Origin of the sequence: Rhodohalobacter sulfatireducens (assembly GCF_022012475.1) — a bacterium.
GTDB lineage: Bacteria > Bacteroidota > Rhodothermia > Balneolales > Balneolaceae > Rhodohalobacter > Rhodohalobacter sulfatireducens.
The window spans coordinates 1-19,300 of record NZ_JAKLWS010000043.1 but is presented as its reverse complement, the minus strand read 5'-3'; the positions used below and the strand labels follow the sequence as shown (position 1 = coordinate 19,300).

The 19,300-nt window shown below is 37.1% G+C and carries 19 protein-coding genes; all 19 read right to left on the bottom strand.

Annotation, left to right across the window (positions count from 1 at the left end; genetic code table 11):
• Positions 1–27 precede the first annotated feature (27 nt).
• The 19 genes from L6773_RS19525 to L6773_RS19430 all read right to left on the bottom strand — a co-directional run bounded on the left by L6773_RS19525 (position 28) and on the right by L6773_RS19430 (position 18,815).
• Entirely contained in the window at positions 28–1,032 is a 1,005-nt protein-coding gene (locus tag L6773_RS19525) for a glycosyltransferase (RefSeq protein WP_237856268.1), read from the bottom strand.
• Positions 1,029–2,471 (bottom strand): lipopolysaccharide biosynthesis protein, encoded by a 1,443-nt coding sequence (locus tag L6773_RS19520; protein WP_237856267.1) that lies wholly within the window; start codon positions 2,469–2,471, stop codon positions 1,029–1,031. Before L6773_RS19520 ends, L6773_RS19525 begins: the two co-directional genes overlap by 4 nt.
• 1 nt (position 2,472) lies before the next feature.
• On the bottom strand, positions 2,473–2,985 hold the full coding sequence (locus L6773_RS19515; RefSeq protein WP_369431602.1) for an HAD family hydrolase: 513 nt from the start codon (positions 2,983–2,985) through the stop codon (positions 2,473–2,475).
• 126 nt (positions 2,986–3,111) lie between these two features.
• A complete protein-coding gene (locus L6773_RS19510; RefSeq protein WP_237856264.1) occupies positions 3,112–3,804 on the bottom strand; it encodes an acylneuraminate cytidylyltransferase family protein in 693 nt (230 codons plus the stop codon).
• On the bottom strand, positions 3,801–5,336 hold the full coding sequence (locus L6773_RS19505; protein ID WP_237856263.1) for a hydroxymethylglutaryl-CoA lyase-like TIM-barrel protein: 1,536 nt from the start codon (positions 5,334–5,336) through the stop codon (positions 3,801–3,803). The genes L6773_RS19510 and L6773_RS19505 overlap by 4 nt, the downstream gene beginning before the upstream one ends.
• A complete protein-coding gene (locus L6773_RS19500) occupies positions 5,333–6,613 on the bottom strand; it encodes a CDP-glycerol glycerophosphotransferase family protein (protein WP_237856262.1) in 1,281 nt (426 codons plus the stop codon). The genes L6773_RS19505 and L6773_RS19500 overlap by 4 nt, the downstream gene beginning before the upstream one ends.
• Before the next feature lie 97 nt (positions 6,614–6,710).
• On the bottom strand, positions 6,711–7,487 hold the full coding sequence (locus L6773_RS19495; RefSeq protein ID WP_237856261.1) for an FkbM family methyltransferase: 777 nt from the start codon (positions 7,485–7,487) through the stop codon (positions 6,711–6,713).
• Positions 7,488–7,500: 13 nt separating this feature from the next.
• Complete coding sequence (locus L6773_RS19490; protein WP_237856260.1) at positions 7,501–8,619, bottom strand: DegT/DnrJ/EryC1/StrS family aminotransferase; 1,119 nt, start codon at positions 8,617–8,619, stop codon at positions 7,501–7,503.
• On the bottom strand, positions 8,619–9,167 hold the full coding sequence (locus L6773_RS21605) for an acyltransferase (RefSeq protein WP_304622117.1): 549 nt from the start codon (positions 9,165–9,167) through the stop codon (positions 8,619–8,621). The genes L6773_RS19490 and L6773_RS21605 overlap by 1 nt, the downstream gene beginning before the upstream one ends.
• Positions 9,164–9,583 carry a sugar 3,4-ketoisomerase gene (locus tag L6773_RS19475; RefSeq protein WP_237856259.1) on the bottom strand — a complete coding sequence of 140 codons (420 nt, stop codon included), beginning with the start codon at positions 9,581–9,583 and terminating at the stop codon, positions 9,164–9,166. The genes L6773_RS21605 and L6773_RS19475 overlap by 4 nt, the downstream gene beginning before the upstream one ends.
• Entirely contained in the window at positions 9,573–9,977 is a 405-nt protein-coding gene (locus L6773_RS19470) for a sugar 3,4-ketoisomerase (protein ID WP_237856258.1), read from the bottom strand. Before L6773_RS19470 ends, L6773_RS19475 begins: the two co-directional genes overlap by 11 nt.
• 3 nt (positions 9,978–9,980) lie before the next feature.
• Positions 9,981–10,847, bottom strand: a complete 867-nt coding sequence (gene rfbA / locus L6773_RS19465; RefSeq protein ID WP_237856256.1) for a glucose-1-phosphate thymidylyltransferase RfbA — start codon at positions 10,845–10,847, stop codon at positions 9,981–9,983.
• A gap of 239 nt (positions 10,848–11,086) precedes the next feature.
• Positions 11,087–11,641, bottom strand: coding sequence for a UpxY family transcription antiterminator (locus L6773_RS19460; RefSeq protein WP_237856255.1), 555 nt, complete (start codon positions 11,639–11,641; stop codon positions 11,087–11,089).
• Between the two features lie 1,144 nt (positions 11,642–12,785).
• Entirely contained in the window at positions 12,786–13,325 is a 540-nt protein-coding gene (locus L6773_RS19455) for a hypothetical protein (RefSeq protein WP_237856254.1), read from the bottom strand.
• Positions 13,326–13,911: 586 nt separating this feature from the next.
• Entirely contained in the window at positions 13,912–14,862 is a 951-nt protein-coding gene (locus L6773_RS19450) for a glycosyltransferase family 2 protein (protein ID WP_237856253.1), read from the bottom strand.
• Between the two features lie 57 nt (positions 14,863–14,919).
• A complete protein-coding gene (locus L6773_RS19445) occupies positions 14,920–16,056 on the bottom strand; it encodes a polysaccharide pyruvyl transferase family protein (protein ID WP_237856252.1) in 1,137 nt (378 codons plus the stop codon).
• Complete coding sequence (locus tag L6773_RS19440) at positions 16,056–17,105, bottom strand: nitroreductase family protein (RefSeq protein WP_237856251.1); 1,050 nt, start codon at positions 17,103–17,105, stop codon at positions 16,056–16,058. Before L6773_RS19440 ends, L6773_RS19445 begins: the two co-directional genes overlap by 1 nt.
• Positions 17,102–18,442: a flippase gene (locus tag L6773_RS19435; RefSeq protein WP_439653435.1), complete on the bottom strand. Its 1,341-nt coding sequence runs from the start codon at positions 18,440–18,442 to the stop codon at positions 17,102–17,104. The genes L6773_RS19440 and L6773_RS19435 overlap by 4 nt, the downstream gene beginning before the upstream one ends.
• A gap of 160 nt (positions 18,443–18,602) precedes the next feature.
• Positions 18,603–18,815, bottom strand: coding sequence for a hypothetical protein (locus tag L6773_RS19430; protein ID WP_237856247.1), 213 nt, complete (start codon positions 18,813–18,815; stop codon positions 18,603–18,605).
• Positions 18,816–19,300: the final 485 nt, after the last annotated feature.

The window sequence follows — 19,300 nt, the reverse complement described above, 5'->3', positions numbered from 1 at the left end:
TCGATGAAGTTAGATCTAGGTCTGATATTATTTATTTAGATAAATGTAGTTGTAGTAAAGATTATCAAAATATGGAATAAGACTGAGTATTCGTCTAATTTTTGATATAAGTCTCTTCTCAATTCTAACAAGTCTTATTGCTGCAAAACATGCTTCAAAATACCCCCCTGAATAATAAATATTCAAATTGCTATAATAATTGTACTTCCTTTCTAGTATGGTTAAGCAAGCAGATAACTCACCTTCTGTAATTAATTTACAATTACGAAATTTTATTAAATCTTTTTGGTACTGGTATGTTAAATTAATGGCATATTCAGCTCTCTTTGCATTCAACTCCTTATATGAGATAAAATCTATTGATTGTTTTGAAGCATAAAGATTTGAGCTATGAATTCTTCTTTTGACTAAATATTTGGGAATAATGCCAACCTCACCTAAAGTCAATGACCTGAAACAAAAAGCTTCATCCTCATTTATGGTTGACTCTTCAAGTGGTCCAAATTTTGAATATGACTCAATTCTCATAGCATGACAATATCCTGGCAATGAGACTGAAAACATTTTTACCCGGTCAATTATATCAAGATTATTTGACTTTATCTGGTATTCACATTTTGACACTTTCCGACCGTTCTCATCGATATTAACTCCATAAGTGAAAACTGAATATGTTTTGGGGTTTTCATTAAAATATTCTATTGACTCCTTAACACGATTAAATTTTGAGATATCATCACCTGAAAAAAAAACTGCAATTTCACCTTCCGCATAACTGAGTGCCTTATTAACATTTGAGGCAATTCCCAGATTTGCCTCATTTCTATTCAAAATTATTTTATGATTTTTTTTATTATTTGATAATCTTTTTTTAATCAAATTAAAAGTATTATCTGTCGAGCAATCATCAGATATTACTAATTGTATATTTTCATAATTTTGATTTAACGCAGAATTTAATGCTTCAATTATATATTCCTCTTGATTATAGCTTAATAAAACTATTGAAACTAAGGGTTCTTTAACTCTCATTTTTTTCTGCTTTGAAATACAAGTTCTCTGAACTCTGATAATTCATTCACTTTCAACAGCGATGAAAACAGCAAATAACTTATAATAGCTACTCCACCACCTGTCCCAATTTGCATGTAATAATTATCAAACAGATAAAGTACGGCCGTTACACTTATGGCCATACCAATCGTAGCGAAAAAATAAGGAAGCATATCTTTTAATTGGTCCATAGCACCGTAACCAAAAAGTCTTCCAGGTATATACGCATTTATAAAAAATGCAATAACTGAACTTATAAGATATCCAATAACCATCGCTTTTACACTAATTGGAATGGTTATCAATAATATAATCAATATTACAGGAGCTTTTGAAAGGTCCACTTTTAAAAAAAGATCTGATCGTCCAATTGCGTTTAGTATATTCATATTGATCACACTTATGGGGTATGTAATTTTTGCAAATGCCAGCCATTGTAAAAGCACAACAGAAGCAGCCCATTTTTCAGTTAACAAAACTTTGATCAACGGGTCCGCCAAAAGGGCTAACAGAGTCATACTTGGCACAATTAAAAAGGCTGCCATACGAATCATTCGCTTATAAATCGAGATGAGGCGACTTCTGTCGTCCTGAATAGAGCTTAATATAGGATAGGTTACTTGCTGTAATATACTTGCTATTGTACTTGAAGAAGTATCTGATAGCGCTTTTGCACGATTGTAGTATCCCAATTCATCTGCACTATAGTATTTGCCAATTGTGATATCATAAATATTTTGGAACGCTTTTGCATAAATGCTTGCAATCATCAATTTTGAACCAAATCCAAACAGTTCTTTAAAACTTTTTTTCGAAAATGTAATCGAAGGCTTCCAGCTTTTTAAAGACCATAGAATAGTAACGGTAACAATTGTATACAAAAGCTGTTGTATAACAAGTGCCCAAACACCGTACCCATAATTTGCTGTTAAAATAGCGATTGCACCACTTATCACTGTCCCGCTTACATTTACTTTTGCAAGGTTTTTAAAATCCACATCTATTTGCAATCTGCTCCGCTGCACAATTGCCAACGCATTGATTAATATATTTAGCGATAAAACTCTGGTTACATCTATTAATCGGGGTTCATTGTAAAAATCAGCAATCAAAGGAGCCGTCACAAATAATATTGCATAGAGACAAAAACTCACCACCAAGTTAAAGACAAATACAGTGGAAAAATCGACATCCGTTCTTTTTTGTTTCTGAATCAGCCCGCTTCCCATACCACTATCTACAAACGTCTGTGATATTGCAATAAAGATGGAGAGCATGGCTATTAACCCAAAATCTTCTGGCAGGAGAATACGAGCCAGAATGATCCCCACAATAAGCTGTACAATTTTCCCGGAAAATTTCTCAAGGCCATTCCAAAGAATACCAGAAGTAGCCTTTGCTTTTAATGAATCTGTCAAGCTACTTCCTGCTTAAAACGTTTACATCCGGGAAATTCTCAACCAAATTTTCATCCGTTAGTTTTTCAATTTCACGATTATTGTAGCCAAAAAAAGAAATATCGTTCTCTTTAACCGAATCATAATCGTTTATGGAATCGCCAATGAGTATAACTTTATCATTATCATAATTATGGTGCTTTGAGAGATATTTAACCAGTTCTTTTCTGGGGGTTGGGGAGCCATTTATAGAAATAAAGTATGCATCGATTCCTAATCCACTGAAAAGCATTCGTAATTCAGTTTGATCTGAACCTGAAAAAATATACATGTCATATTTTTTTAGATGCTTTTTAATGAAGTCTACCGTCTCGTGTATTAATAATTCTTCATACTCCATGTTGTCCATCATAATTTCATAAAAATCGATTTGCAAATTCTTTAACCTCTTCCTCTGATATCTGCTCATTTCAAATCTATTCAAAAAGTACCAGTATTTAGCATTTATAGATGAGCTTACATTTTTTTCTAGTATGTAATCTATTCTTCAACCTGCCCTATTGGGTAATCAGACAATACTCTTTCAAATGCTTCGTCACGTATGGGATTGGAGTTCAGAATAAAGCCGTTAAAATCCCAGAATATCTTTTCTTACTTAATTTCAACTAATATTTTCATAAATCAATTCAGCAATTTTAAAATCTTCGTGCCAGTCTATATCAATGGCTTCTACCTTGCCTAATTCAAATAAATAAGGTCTGTTACCAATTCTATCTTTGTGTTTAGAGTAAATATTAATTGAAGCCATAAAAGCAGCACTATTCACTTCATATAACGTTTTCAAATCTTGGGTTCTTGGCCATTTTAAGTTATTAACTCTGTTGATGATATCATTTACCTCTTTATCCCATATGAAGTTTTGCAACGTATTCACACTCATCAAGGAGTCGTAGTTGTTAGAAATAGACTCAAAATAACTTTTGATGATCTTTTCATATGTCGAAGAACTTACAAATGGAGACGTCACATGCGTCCATAGTATATGCTCTCTGTTCGTAACTTCTGGTACATAAGCGACTAAGTCTTTAAGATCTGTACTGTCTTTTGCTAGAAATTCAGGTCTTTTTTTAACTATAATCGTTTTATCTCTAATTCCCAGATTGTTGGCGACATTTATTGCTTCTGGATCGTTTGTGGATAGTACAATCTCTCCAATATTTTCAATTTTAAGCAATTGCTTTAATTTTAGCTCTAGTAAGCCTCCATCAAACCCTGAAAAGGGCTTTGTGTTTTTCTTTTCAATTCTCTTACTCCCCTTTCGTACAGGTAAAAAAACAGATACAGACTCATTCATGATAACTCAGAATAAACAGATTTAACTTGTAACTGATCATATTTAGTCGGTGTGATTGAATAAAAATTGATATCTAACTCATCAAGTTTTTCAAAGATGATATTATTTTCATTGAATAGTTCAATCTCATACTCAGAAACAATGCCATCATATCCATCATATCCAATAAACTGAATTTCTTTTGGGTTAATTAACAAAGCAATTTCAATACAAAGTGCCGTAGCCGATTCATTGTTTATTTTCATTTCATAAAACTCTTCAAGCTGATAAGATTTATTCTCGAAATTTTTAGGAACGTACGTTCCCATTTCTCTTGGAAAAGGAGGAAAAACGGCTATTCTGTTTTCAGTATTTAAATCCGAAAATGTATTTTCTAATCTATAACCTTCATTGCCACTCAATGCATGTATCTGATGATAATCATTTGATTTGAAGTGTGGCGAATTTTTGGAGCTTGCAAAAATTAAACAAACATTGTCTTTTTCTCTATTGATGAGGTTATGGATTGCTTTTTTGTGATTTTTTACGCTTGGTCCACCACCTACTATAATTACTTTATCAAATTTATTGTTGGGCACAAACACAGGTAGTTCTATATTATCTTTTCTTCCTTGGCTTTGATTTGATAGTGCCCGAATAATACTGTTGAATGAATAAAATCGTTTCGTTACCCAACCCATTACTTTTTTTTGTGGAATGGAGTTTGCACCAGATACCATATAAGGTAAATTTGTTCCCCATTCGTAGTTGTTTTGTAATTGTTGAAAAGGATCTGTCACTTTACTTAACCAGTTATAATTAAACTCAATAAGTCCTTTTGAATTCAATACTGTAAGTAGTAGTTCAGTTTTTAAATTTCCGGCTCCTCTTCCCATACCCGTTACGGTACTATCTACAATATTTACACCTTCTTCAATAGCCGCCAAAGTATTAGCTAATGCCATTTCCAGATTATTATGTCCATGAAAACCTAATTTTGTATCCGCTTTATCTCTGACTCGCTTTATGGTTAGCCTCACGTCTTCAGGGTATACTCCACCGTAAGAATCTACAAGATACAGATAATCAACAACTCCTTCCGTCTCTTTCATTAGACCAAATAGCTTTGGAAAGGTCTCCCAGTCAGACATATACATTAAATTAAAACTAACCTCAAAGCCCATTTTTTTGATTACTTTACTGAGACCAAGTGCCCGTTCAAAATTTGCAGGTTTAACAGCTATACGTATCAGATCTATCAAGGATTTGCAGGGTGCAAGCAGAGAATTCACATCTTCTGCTCGCACATCCTTTTCATTTAAAATAATTGCCAGTTTTTTTTTACTCTCTGCCTTTAAACGATCCATTACGTAAACCGGACAGTAGAAATACTCCCCAAGATAATCTGGTTGAGGGTTGGACCGGTATCCGATCTCCAAGTAGTCTACAGGCAGATGATTGAACGATTGGATATATGTATCTACCAACTCACTATCAAAGTCCCAATTTGTGTAATAACCGCCATCTCTTAAGGTACAGTCGAGTAACTTCATGATAAATTATTTTTTAAATCAGCTATAATATTTTCAGAAGCTGTTTTTTGATTGATGTTTAAATACTGCTCAATAAATTCTTTTCGGGTGTTTTTCTTGGTATCATTATCATTCAATACACTTTCAATAAAATTGTAAAGCCCTTCTTCTTCATATATTAGTTTATGTTGCTTCAAAGCCAACTCTCCGAATTCATTAAACCGAGTGTCAAGATCATCCTCATCACTTACGGTGTAAGCTACAGGCTTATCAAGAATTAAATATTCAGCCAGAAAAGATCCACTGTCATGCATTAAAGCATCTGAAGAACAAAAAAGATCAATGTAGTCTCCATGAACAATATTCAAATTTGAAGACTTCTCCCATTTTTCTATATAATCATAAGTTCTTTTTTTACCCCAAACGTTTTCTTGTTCAAGCAGATTAAATAAAAACGGGTGTGGTTTCATTACGATTTGAAGCCGGTCTTTGAATATTCTTGCAATATTTAAAAATACTTCGTGGTATTGAAGAAAACAGGACCAATTTAGACCGGTATTTTGATGATCTTTGATCGTCCAGTGAGGAGCCCATATAATAGTCTTTTTATCCTTTTCGTCCGTTATGCATGCTTTATTCTTTGTTTTCTTTATTTCATCAAGCTTGGGGAAACCTACTACTCTAATATTCACCCCTTTATTGGGTGCATGGGTCTCTGCCAACTCTTTGTGTACTCTTGTTTCGTAGTAATTTCGCCATGTCAAATTTACAAATGGCTTCTTATATGTGTACTTAAATAGAGTATCAACCCTAAATGAGTAGGGCACATAACAGTTCAAACAATCCTTGAAATGGGACATCTTAAATTCAGGAAATGTCAAATTATTAGGGTTTGAATAAAAAACAATGTCAGGCTTAAAAGATTTTTTTATATCAATAACTTTTCCATTTGCCAAATCATACCCTTCCAAAAACTGATAGTTCTTTTTCCCACAAAATTTAATGGATTGTTCAAAATCTTCCTTTAAGTAATTTGAGCCTTTTCCCGTTAGCGGGCATATAACAACGATTGGGTTAAAACGGTTGTCTCCTTCAAGGTCCCAGTATAGGTCATCATACTTCCAGGTATCTGTATTCAGAAGCAGAAGTGCTACATTGATATTCTCTTTCTCTTTGAGGCGGTGAGCAATCTTGCTGTAACGGTAATTGAAATAAGCAATTTTTGCAAAAAATTTATTCTTATTAATAAATAGCTTTATTCTTTTTGGAATAATTTTTCCTATGATGCGTTTTATCATCAACTTTTTAAATTATTATTAATCACTGAACAAATTCTCTTTAAATCATTAGTCTGCATTACTACACTTATTATTCCCAGAGCGTTATTTTTATTTATTAAATTTGAATAAAGAAATAAGTTATAACATTTACTGCTACTAACTTATAATTCATCTCTAATAATTTGTTAGAAACATCCGATTTTAGCCCTTTTTGAATATCATTTCCGTGTATTTCTACTGCTATTATTTTTGGTTTGTATTTCTGGAAATTTAATGAGTCTAAAACCTCCATCTCGGCCCCCTCAATGTCTATATTTAAAAAATCAATTTCATTGATACCCGATGCATCCAAAATAGTATTAATATTTTTTTGAGGAAGTGAGATTTTAGAATAGTTGTTAATATCATCCGGATATTTTGTGTTGATTAGGGATAATTTACCAGATTTATGAAAATAAAAATCAACACTATCTAAATCAGAACTGCCAACTACTGCATTAATTACTTTATCTCGTGGTCTTTGTTTTTTATGTAGCTCACAACTTTTGGGAGAAGCATCGACAACTAAACCACTCCATCCTCTAAGGTACATCAAATAGGTTACACTGTGATCTACAGGATGGTAGGATCCAATATCTACGTATTTTCCAGGATATTTTAAATCACGCTTAAATACTCTTGTCCATATTCTGTCAAGTGAAAGATCTTCTCCTTGTTGAGAAAATGATCGCTTCATATACCCCCTTTTAAAATATGGTGGCGTTACTTCACCAATATCTTTAACGTTGCTTTGAAAACCCATTAACTGCCGGTAACTCATATTGATTTTTTTTAAAAATCCTTTAATACTTCTTTTGATATTAGAACTAAAACTTAATCTGCTATCCATCATATCACGTCTGTTTTTAGGGCATATATTCACTTAACAATTCTGCTACCTGTCTGTATTCTTGCTTAATAATTGATTGGCATATAGGTATACTAAACACCTCTTCACTTATTTTTTCGGCCAAAGGAAGTGAAAGATAATTAAGCTCAGAATATCCTATTTGAAGATGAGGTGGTATTGGATAATGAATAGAAGTTTGAATACCAGATTCTTTTAAATAATTCATTATGTCAGCTCTTTTATTGGCTCTCAATACAAAAAGATGCCAAACATGTTCTTTTGCAGTTAAAGCTGAGGCTGAGAGTTTTGGAAGAATCAAATGCTCATTCTGAATATTATTTAAGTAATACTTAGCAACTTCTCTTCTTTTTTGGTTGTCGCTGTCCAGGCCTTTAAGTTTTACTCGTAGTATTGACGCCTGTATTTCATCCAACCGGCTGTTCAGCCCTTTGTAGCTATTCACATATTTTTTTTCGGATCCGTAGTTCCCAAGAGCTCGGCAGATCTCTGCCAGTTCCGTATCATTCGTGCAGATAGCCCCGGCATCTCCCAAGGCCCCCAGATTCTTCCCGGGATAAAAACTGAATCCGGCTGCATCCCCTAACGAGCCTATCCGCTTACTTTTATAATAGGCACCGTGAGCCTGGGCTGCATCTTCAATTAATTTTAGATCATACTTCTCACAGAGTTGGCCAATTTTTTCTGTGTAGGCATTACTTCCGTATAAATGCACAATCATGATCGCTTTGGTCCGATCGGTGATTTTCTCTTCAATAAGATCTGGATCTATATTGTAGGTATTGATATCCGGCTCAACCAATACGGGTTTCAAATGGTTATCAGTTATCGCCAGGATTGAGGCAATAAAGGTATGCGCGGGAGCAATAACTTCATCACCTTCTTGCATAATCCCCATCTCCATATAAGACCGCAAAATAATTCGTAGAGCATCCAATCCATTTCCAACACCTATCGTGTGATTCACTCCAATATAGTCAGAAAACTCCTGCTCAAAAGAAGCAACCTCTTCCCCTTTCAAATACCAACCGGAATCAATAACACGATTTATCGCTTTTCGTATCTCATCCTCATAAGGTCGATTGACTTCTTTAAGGCTCAGAAAAGGTATTTTCACTACGCTTTTGTTAATTGATTTTCATTTACTTTCCATTTTGCTCCGTTTGAATCAATAAAAAAATTATCTCTCTTTACCATTTTACTCCCATCAGTATTTACCCAACCAATAATTCTCGCAGGATTACCAATTACCAACGCTCGCTCTGGTACATCCTTGGTTACAACAGCCCCCGCACCTACCATTGCATAAGATCCTATGATATTACCACCTAAGATTACAGCACCACCCCCGATTGAAGCGTATGATTCAATTACTGTAGTCTGAAAACTACTTGATTTCTGTTTTGAACGTGGTAATTTGTCGTTTGTAAACGTTACATTGGGTCCAATGAAAACATTATCACCTATTCTTAAACCGTCCCATAATTGTACTCCCGCCTTGACGGTCACATAATTTCCAACAACAACGTCGTTTTCTATAAAAACATGACAATTGATATTACATTCTTTTCCTATTGTGGCATCAGGTAAAATTATTGAATACTGCCAAACCTTGGTTCCATCACCTAGTGAAGTACTTTGTACATCAGCAGTAGGATGAATCATAACTTTTTATACTTTTGAAAATTACTGTAATCTCTCAGGTAATCACTTGTCTTAAATACATCAGAAGCTAAGACTAAACAAATTGCACCCGAGGAGAAATTATTTAGTTCTCTCCAGATGCCGGACGGTAAATAAAGACCAAAATATGGCCTCGAAAGCTGAAAGGTTCGTTGAGTATGTCCATCATCTACAGTAATGTCAAAACTACCACTACCCGCAATAATTAATTGGTTCAGAGTCTTGTGCGCATGTGCTCCTCTTCCCTCACCTCCTGGAATATCGTATAAATAGTAAACCCGTTTTATATCAAAGGGTAATTTTCCATCACTATTATTAATTGCAGTGATATTCCCTGCCACATTGTGCACAATCGGCAGCTTGTTTATTGTACAATCGTAAACAGTACTACTTTTCATAGACCCTTAGATATTTATCAAAGCTACGAATATAATCCGCTTCATTGAACTCAGAATCAGAGGCATGAAGAGAAAGCGTATTCGTTGAAAAATTCTCAATATGCCTCCATGTTTTTGCCGGAACATAAAGACCATAGTATGATCGGTTCAAATTGTATCTTTCTTGCTCTCCACTTGGCAATGTTATTACAACGTCAAAACTGCCACTCAAAGCAATAATAAATTCATTCTGCTTATAATATGCGTGGCCACCTCGAGTCTCACCACCGGGTACGTCATATGTCCAAAAAACACGTTCAATTTTAAATGGTATCTGGTTGCAATCTTCAAAAAAAGTAAGATTTCCCCTCGGATCTTCAATTTTGGGCAACTCAATTTTCTTTACGGCTTCCACAGTCTATGAATTAACTAAGTTTTTAAGATATGTACCGTATCCATTTTTATTCAATTCTTCTCCTTTTCTCAAAACTGTTTGTGCATCTATCCAGCCGTTTCTCCAGGCTATTTCTTCCAGGCAGGCAATTTTCATTCCCTGCCGTTTTTCAAATATTTCCACAAACTGGGCAGCTTCAATCATTGCATCGTGAGTTCCAGTATCCAGCCAGGCAAATCCACGTCCCAATGGTTCTACTTTGAGAGAGTTTAAATTCAAATACGTTTGATTAACCGAGGTAATCTCCAACTCCCCACGGTTGGAAGGTTCAATATTTTTTGCAATTTCCACCACCCTGTTATCATAAAAATAGAGCCCCGTAACTGCAAGATTACTTTTCGGGTTCTGTGGTTTTTCTTCTATGGAGATCGCCCGATTTAGATCATCCACTTCTACTACTCCAAACCGTTCAGGATCACTCACACGGTAACCGAAAACCGTGGCTCCTTCTAATTCTTCAACAGTACGTTTTAAAATTGGACTGAATCCTTGTCCATAGAAAATGTTATCTCCCAAAATGAGGCATACATTGTCATTCCCAATAAACTCCTCACCAATTAGAAAAGCTTGTGCAAGTCCATCGGGACTGGGCTGTATGGCGTAGGAGAGTTCAATTCTCCATTCGGAGCCATCACCTAAGAGTTGCTTAAAACTATCATTATCCTCAGGTGTGGTAATAATCAAAATCTCGCGAATGCCAGCCAGCATCAAAACCGACAGCGGGTAATAAATCATCGGTTTGTCGTATACCGGCATCAGCTGTTTGCTAATGGCTTTGGTAACGGGGTATAAGCGAGTACCTGAGCCACCTGCGAGAATAATTCCTTTCATTACTTATGGTTTATGGTTGCAGATCTAATGTTTAAGGTTTTAATTCCACTAAATACAGCTTCGCTATCCTCAGTCCCATTGCTGAGCAAAAGCATTTGGTTTAAGTCTCCTACGCCATCACCTACTTTAAAATAATGTAGATCAATAAGGCTTCGGTGACCAAGTGTTTAAGGTCTAAGGTTCAAGGTTTCTTTTACAATCAACCTTAGACCTTAAACTTTAGACTTTGGACCTGCCTGTTACGATACCAGGTTCAAAACAGATCTCTTCACCGTAAATGTCATATTGCTGTGCAGCGATTCGAGCCGAACGGATGCGCGATTGCCTTTTACATTTACAACAATACCGTTCAGTTCACGGAACTCGCCGGAATCGATACTCACACGGTCTCCGGGGGAGATCTGTTCTAACCGGATATCTTCCACATCCGGGTGTCCGGTAATTCGTTTCACCGTTTCAATCTCTTCCTCGCGAATGACCGCCGGCCGGCCCTTCCAGCAGACCGTTCGGAATACGGAACGGTCTTCTAAAACGATTCTGCGCTCCTTCTCCGTCACACAAGCAAAAAGATATCCCGGGATGTACGGTTTGGTCACCGTTTTCCAGCGGTCGCTCCACCGCACACGCTCCTCTTTCAGCGGGCAAAAGATTTCAAAATCATATTGTTCCTCCAGTCGCGCGGAGGCTTTTTTTTCGTGGCGGGGTTTCAGGTAGAAGGCGTACCAATTTCGAGTGGGTTCCTTCATAGTTTCTGAATGTTGGGAAGAGGTACTTCTCAGTGAATCTTTGTTCATGTTGAATACAATAAAAGGCCGGTATCAGCCTCCATTCAATTTTTTCTGCTGATAGGTGTCAGCCTGCCCTGGTGCTTCTGAGGTCCTGTATTTCTGCTGCTGATGATTAATTAAAAGTCTCTAATAATTAGGCGTAAAGATAGACGAAACTGTAACCGTGTTCAACCCTAATTACCAGATTTAATAAGTTACGCGCACAATTCAACGCACGTAAGAATATATTACAGCTTGTTTATCTGTGCTAAGAGATTGGGATTCCTTTCATGTCCGTCGGGTTGCAGAATTGGGTTGGATTTTTTTTGCCCTTTGTTTTTTTTTCAATTGAACAACGAATAGAGGTTGTACCTTTTTTGTGTGAAAAAAGGTCAACTACGCCAAAGGCTTCGAAGACCAGGTTACCCAAATCCCGAAGTCTCGGGACCCGCTATTCCCGCATTTTCCTAATCTCAATTAATTGCTCGTATTACAATGATGTAATATCCCAATCATTCGGCCTTGATGGGTGGAGGAGTGGCCGGGTTTGTTTTCAGCACGGGAGAAATCGCTCTGCGCGCTCACAATATGAGCATTCGCAGAGTTTACCCAGGCGGTCCAAAAGTACAATGAAGCAATATTAATTTTCTTTGAATAACGGCTGTACTCGTTAACATTCGCCTATACTTAATTCCGCTATGGGGTATTCACTTTTTTAATGCGAAAAAGTGACGAATCCCGAAGGGTCGGGACCCGCTAATCCCGCGGAGGTTCGAATAACATTTTTAGGCTTTCTAATTCATCTGGCCTTGGAGTAAAAATGGAAACAAGTGAGATTAGGGGAGGAACACATATCCCACAGTGTCGGGACAGAATCATCGAATGTGCCATGGGCTCCATGTCGTTGATACCGACCGACGTTGAACTACTGTGTGGGGATCCCAAGGTCGGAGCCCGGGAAGACTGTAGTGAGGGTTCGTGGTTTAGATACAAAACAGTAATAACGTTTTGCTGAAATCAATTCAGCATCCCTGAACTTGCCAAGGGCTTCCTACCGTTGATACCAATCACGACTCATCAACGATTGGAGATTTCACTGCGTGGGGAAAAGATGAGTGGGTAGGGGCCCGGAATGACTTTTGTGTTGTTCTGTGCCATGGCTTCTCAACTATCATTCCGCCAGGCGATCCACCACAATGATCGTTGTAGCTGTTGCACCGACAATTGAAGAAAACACCCTCAGATAATCCAGGAAATTGGGTCGTCGTTTCATCTCTACACTCAAAATATCATCATTATCCAGTTCATAGTTTCTCAATTCAGCAGGATACGGTTCATTATACCTGTAGGTAAAGTTTTCTACTGTTTCAGACTGTCGTGCACCATTGTAGGAAGAGATATTTATCTCCACCCGAAGTTTGTTCCAATCTAAGTTTTGATCTTGCCCCCCTCTTTGTCTTGTTGCACCTCGAGCATAAGAGATCAATTCATGGACCGTCGTTCCTCGCGGCACAATATAGCGCCCGGGTGCTGTTACATCTCCCCATACGTTGAGTGTATCGGCAAGCTGGCCCGGTTCGGCAATGCGAACAAACCCCTCCGCCAGGCGAAACATGGATGCGTTAATATTTTGGCCGTTCGTTTGTTTGGGAATAAGAAAAACAGATAAAAGGATGAGAGCAGAAAGAGAAAGTGCCTTTTTTAACATCATTTTTGTTGAAACTTGCAGTGTCTGTAGTGATAAATGGTTATTAATTTTCTAAATATAAAAAAAGTTGAGCTGTTAATCGGTATTTCCTTGCAGAAATTTATTTCTGCTGAGCATGGTTTGTGGTTTAATGTTTGACATATAATGAAACTCAAACCTTAGATTTTAAAACTCGGCGAAGCCACTCGAATTTGTATATTATTACCAATTCGAGTGCATCGCTTCGGACACCTGATGCTGAGTGGTCTTATACAGAAATTAGTTAACACAATTTAACGGATAAACCGATAGAAAGGAAACCCAGCTAGCCTCATCCTATCTATAGTTAAAGTTTTAAGCTAGGGATAGATATGCGAGTAGACAATGGGGAGTTAACCAAATTACAAACTAGTCAGTCATATGGAATTGGCGGAAATAGTTCGGTTCTGGAATAGATGATAAAATATGTTTATTACCCGGATTCACTCATACTACTTCTCACGGTAAAACCTTTCGATAAAAACCGGTCTTGAAGAGTAAAAATTGAAGATCTAGTAATTAGAAAAGCAGCTTCAAAATGAACATATCCACAAGGAGCTAATTCTCTTCGTTATATTAATGCCTTAAATTGTCTATAAATTTTTCTGGTTTGTTGAAAGATAGTATAAATCATTTTAAAGACGCTTGGACCTAAAAGTGGTATATCTAAAATTTGCATGTGATTTTTCCAATATGTTTTTTTCGCCAAAGAAAAGATTTGCTCCCTGTACTTGTAGTAGTCTTCTGATTTACCCTCTCTCAGTATAGTCGCTTTCGCAATTGAAACGTAGAAATTCCCCAATGCATCAGATGAGAGTTTAGTCGCATGCTTTTTAAGAAAATAATTAGTCGATTCATGATTAATAGATAAACTAATACGATTAGTACTGTCCGTAAAAACATGCACCGTGAGTGATGGTTCACTCATTATTTTGTAAAATTGATCAAATCGAATGACAAAATCTCGATCTTGATGTTTTTGAAGTTCTTCATCAAACTTAATATTCAGACAAGGAATTCTTTTGCAAACAATGGTTGGTGTACTTGTTGCCTCTTTTTTTTCATAAATATAGCCTCCAATCTCTTTACATCCTCTATACTCTTTAATATTTCTTGGAATCATTCTATCATTTCTTTGATAATAAAATCCACTGAATACTGCATCAGCTTTATTATTTATTAGGTAATTTAACTTTATAGTAAGATGTTCTTTTGTCCATCGATCATCAGAATCAAGAAATGCAATATAACTACCTCTTGCATGTTCAATTCCAATATTCCTACAAGCGTTTGCCCCTTTTGCTCGATTTGACGGGCGATTGAGAAATTGAATCCGTTGGTCATCTCCATATTTATTTTCGATGAACATTTGAGTTCCATCTGTAGAACCGTCGTCAACAATGAGTAACTCCCAATTATTATATGTCTGACTAAAGACACTTTTTATAGCGCGATCTACTACACTTACACGATTGTAGGTAGGAAGGACAACGCTTACTAATTCTTGATTCTCTGTCGTCATTAAAAATAAATTTCAATCATGTACGGATTTTACAATTCAACAGATGTTTGAGTCTTCTCATATGAATTTAAAAATCTCAACCCACATCTTCTCCGTAGTCTCTTTAAATTCATTTGAAAAAGTAGCTATCTTCTTAGATGCTTGATCTCTTTTCTTTTTATCACAGATATTGTCAATTTTATACTTCAGTTCATCATCAGAAATATCAACAGATATCAATCCATCCAAAAAATCATAATCCCTAAATAACATTTTGTACTTGTGATGCCAACCCGTTGCCAATGCCGGGACTCCTTGCGACATAGCATTCACAATTCCATGAAATCTTGAACTGATGACTCCTTTGGTCTGTGAAATAATACCTTTAATCTTTAATGGGTCTGCTTCATTTAATATATCCAAATCATGTCCTGATACCTTTTTGATTTCTTCCGCTAAATGTACGTCTCTTCCATCTTCATGTATTAAAAGGAATATTTTCTCATCTCGATTTATCAACTCTTGTATAATTTTTGCCATGAGTGAAACATATCTATTTCCTACCTCCTGATCCGTTTTATCAATCATTCGGTAGTTTGGAATGACACAAATTTCATCTTTTCGCTCCTCGTATTCTTTACGTACAATCGGTTCGAGTAGATTTGTAAAGTCAGGGGCTATTTGAATCTTTCCATTACTGCTAATATTGTCGGAAAAGAACGCTTTGGATTGTTCATCCCTGGCATAGATGAAGTCAGTATGATCGTACAATGTTTGCAAATATTTCTTGAATTTGGGATTCTTAAAAGGACCAAAAGCTTGTGGTAACAAGACAATCTTCGCGCCATTATTTTTCATTTGTTTGAATTGCTTGGCTGCTCTTTTGGTTGGTTGGATTCCCATCGTATCACTGTATGATAGACCTGAAGCATCCAACAGCAGATCAATTTCATCTTCCCGTATCAGGCCATAGGATCTTCTCATCCCTTTTGGGAGTATTTTCCCGAGTATTTTTCCAGAATTAAGAGAGTAGTGTTGGTAATCCAATTTATGATAAATGCCTAATTCAGCTCTTTTATCATATGACTCTCCATAATTCGGTTTCACAACAAATGTTGCATCGGGATATTCACTTCGAACCTTTTGCAGGATGGCATGGAGCATCAATTCGGCTCCTTTATTTGTAAATCCAATTCCCTTAATCTCAATATTCATCAATTATATCTCCTCAGCATATCTAAATCTTTCTTAGATGAGTAAGCAACTTTTCCCGATCGGTCCGGGTAACCAACCGCCAGGCACATGATGGGCCTCTGGTATGGTTTCAGTTTGAGCAATTTCTCAATCTTTACCTCTTTCTCCTCTATATCCGGCCAGTTGATCGGGCAGCTGCTTAACCCAAGCGTTTCAAGTGCAAACATGAGAGACATATTGGCTAATGAACCGTCTATATAGATCAGGTGCCTGTCCCGTTCGGAAAAATACGCATCCAGGTTTCCCACACAGACGATCATCATTGGAATATTATGGGCATAGCCGGTTGAGCCCATGGGCAGTTCCACCACCTTTTCCAGAAGTGCATCATCATCGATGACCCGATATTCGAACGGCTGCCGATTGCATGCACTGGGGGAGTACGCGGCAGCATGAATGGCTTTATCAACCAATTCCCTCGGTACCTTTCTGTTCTCAAACCAACGCACCGACCTTCTCTGTTTGCATAAATCAAAGAATTGTTCATAGCTGCATTGATCATCAGAAGCTATGTCCCTGGTGTAGGGGATATAATCCGATTCAGAATTCCCAAAATTGAACTCCCCATTCAATTTTGCATGCTTAAATTTTTCATGAAGTGAGTCGATATAGTCATCCGTTCCGGCGAGTATTCGAAAATATTCAGTCAACACATCACAGAACCATTTCACTTGCCCGGATTTTTTATCAACAGAATCTGTGTGAACGAGATTTATAAAGCCATCGAGGGTTTCCTCAATATATCCTTTCGCAAACGTATCTTTCCTTGGCTTCATTAAAAGTCCTTTTTCAATTCTGTGCGTATTCCTGATCAGCATATAGTAATTGAGTTTGGAGTTCTTTAACTCACTCAAATATTTAGCTTTGCCCGCAAGTACAGCTTGATGCTCTCTCATAAATGATTTGGAAACAAAGTTGTAGTAGAGATTTGAAAGAATTTTAGATTTTGATGCAAAAAGAACAATCGTTCTGTCAATTTTGTTTAGCACTCTTCTCAAAAATGATTTCATATGCAAAAATATTTGATTGAGTATCGAATTGGGGCCACCAAAGATTTACTCATCATCCAAAACAGAGGCCTGCTTTTCTTGTAAAATAACAATGAGATGTAAGACGCCATAGCATAAGATAAAAGGGTTGAAACGGCCGCACCTACGCCCCCATACCCGGGAATAAGTATAAGATTCAGTATTACATTGGCTATGGCACCGGCCCCGTGAGTCAACATTGAGAAAGCAATAGCATCTTCTATTAGAATCCATTTACTGAACACTGCTCTCATGAATATGAAAATACCGGCCCAGATGTGTATTGAGAGAATAACCGAAGCTTGTTGAAACTCCAAACCATAGAGGAGGTGAATCGCAGGATCAGCAATCAGGGTAATAAAGATTGCGATGAAGAGTGCAAGGACAGATAAAATATCAAATAAATGCTGTAACCGAAGTTTAAATTTTTCTTCACTCTTATCACGAAGTTCAATAAGCTTTGGAAAGAGTGACGCCACAATAATTCCCGGGATAAAATACCATGCCTCAGACAAGGTAGCAGCTACGGAATAGACGCCTACTTCTTCGGCATTCACCAGCCATCGGAGCATGACCTGGTCGACTTTTAAATATAAAATTGCAAAAAAAGAGCCTGCCATAATCATCCACCCTTGGCTGAGTAAATGCTTAGCCCTGCTCAAATTAAAATCCCAGTCAAAGAGGGATGTATTCGATTCACTTTTATAAAAGAAAAGAAACAATAGTGCTATCAATACTGCAGATAATAGATATGTAAAAGCAAATGCTAATAACGTGGCGCTAAACACTACGAGTACAATTTTTACGAGGGCTAACACCAATGAGTTGATTCCACGCGCTATTGAGGAATATTTAGCTTTTACTTTAGCCTGGAACCAGAAGTCAAATACCTGGAAGGGTTTGAATAAAATCACTCCGGCCATCAAACATAAGACCCAAAACTCTTCATTTCCCGGTTTGGTTGTATAAATTGCAAAGAGGATAAAAGCAATCGTTGCAATGATCGCTGTAATCATTTTTAATCCGAAGACAGTGCCCAAGACCTGGTGGTCATCCTCGGGATACTTTACGATTTCTCGTATAGCTAATCCATGAAGTCCCAGATGAGTGGAAATGGCAAAAAGAGATGTCAGTGAAGCTGCGTAAGAGAGAATTCCAAAATTTTCCGGGCCCAGATAACGAGCTACAAAAATACTTACGATCAACCCGATCCCCATGGTGACTATTTTCTCACTCATCATCCATGAGGTGTTAAAGAAGTACTTCTTAAATTCAGCTTGTTTTATAAGCCTTTTTAAATCTCTGAATCCTCTTTGCAAATTCTTAGTATTATGGTACTGAATATTTTACCGTAAGTTCGAGATGGTGATGAATAAAACGAGATACGTGATGTTGGGTACCCTGAAGGGATCAGCCCAACGAAGCAGCAAGGTAATTTCTAAGGTGAATGAATATCATAGCTTTCAGGATACTACATGTTTATACCTGCAAATTCCAGTTCACTTCTAAAGAATAGTTTAATCTGATTCGAAATATCTTCTGATCATGAATTTTTACTCGTTCCCAAGTTCTGGCTTCTATTCCAAACTGGCGCAAGTGTCCACTTGTGCCCCTTTTACTCGTTACCAAGCTCCTGCTTGGTAACGGCCCCTCGGAAGCTCCGGCTTCCATTCCTCCAGTTGAAGAATCCATTCATCATTATTTTCGCTCTACACCATCTGATGCAAGTGTTAAACGAAACGTCACCTAAATCTACTCCCATTAAGGGGTTGTACCTTTTTTATGTGAAAAAAGGTCAACTACGCCAAAGGCTTCGAAGACCAGGTTACCCAAAAAGCACATCGGGAATAGAGATAGCCACTTTCGGTGGTTTCTATAAGATTACGAGATTTCAGTCCATCTGTACTCCTCAGATAATCGTTCCCGCTATTCCCGCAATCTCCTAATCTCAAGTAATTGCTAGTATCATAACTATTTTTACTCGTTCCCAAGCTCCTTGGTCAACGAAGCTATTAGCGTAGTTGACCTGCTTGGTAACGGCCCCTCGGAAGCTCCGGCTTCCATTCCTCCAGTTGAAGAATCCATTCATCATTTTCGCGCTACATCATCTGATGCAAGTGTTAAACGAAACGTCACCTAAATCTACTCCCATTAAGGGGTTGTACCTTTTTTGTGTG

Excerpts from the sequence above, each read along its gene's own strand:
- L6773_RS21605 (WP_304622117.1), bottom strand. The coding sequence starts at position 9,167 with ATGATTCATCCTACTGCTGATGTACAAAGTACTTCACTAGGTGATGGA.
- L6773_RS19440 (WP_237856251.1), bottom strand. The coding sequence starts at position 17,105 with ATGAAATCATTTTTGAGAAGAGTGCTAAACAAAATTGACAGAACGATT.
- L6773_RS19505 (WP_237856263.1), bottom strand. The coding sequence starts at position 5,336 with ATGAAGTTACTCGACTGTACCTTAAGAGATGGCGGTTATTACACAAAT.
- L6773_RS19475 (WP_237856259.1), bottom strand. The coding sequence starts at position 9,583 with ATGAAAAGTAGTACTGTTTACGATTGTACAATAAACAAGCTGCCGATT.
- L6773_RS19500 (WP_237856262.1), bottom strand. The coding sequence starts at position 6,613 with ATGATAAAACGCATCATAGGAAAAATTATTCCAAAAAGAATAAAGCTA.
- L6773_RS19445 (WP_237856252.1), bottom strand. The coding sequence starts at position 16,056 with ATGAATATTGAGATTAAGGGAATTGGATTTACAAATAAAGGAGCCGAA.
- L6773_RS19525 (WP_237856268.1), bottom strand. The coding sequence starts at position 1,032 with ATGAGAGTTAAAGAACCCTTAGTTTCAATAGTTTTATTAAGCTATAAT.
- L6773_RS19510 (WP_237856264.1), bottom strand. The coding sequence starts at position 3,804 with ATGAATGAGTCTGTATCTGTTTTTTTACCTGTACGAAAGGGGAGTAAG.
- L6773_RS19460 (WP_237856255.1), bottom strand. The coding sequence starts at position 11,641 with ATGAACAAAGATTCACTGAGAAGTACCTCTTCCCAACATTCAGAAACT.
- L6773_RS19495 (WP_237856261.1), bottom strand. The coding sequence starts at position 7,487 with ATGATGGATAGCAGATTAAGTTTTAGTTCTAATATCAAAAGAAGTATT.
- rfbA (WP_237856256.1), bottom strand. The coding sequence starts at position 10,847 with ATGAAAGGAATTATTCTCGCAGGTGGCTCAGGTACTCGCTTATACCCC.
- L6773_RS19450 (WP_237856253.1), bottom strand. The coding sequence starts at position 14,862 with ATGACGACAGAGAATCAAGAATTAGTAAGCGTTGTCCTTCCTACCTAC.
- L6773_RS19455 (WP_237856254.1), bottom strand. The coding sequence starts at position 13,325 with ATGATGTTAAAAAAGGCACTTTCTCTTTCTGCTCTCATCCTTTTATCT.
- L6773_RS19430 (WP_237856247.1), bottom strand. The coding sequence starts at position 18,815 with ATGGATTCTTCAACTGGAGGAATGGAAGCCGGAGCTTCCGAGGGGCCG.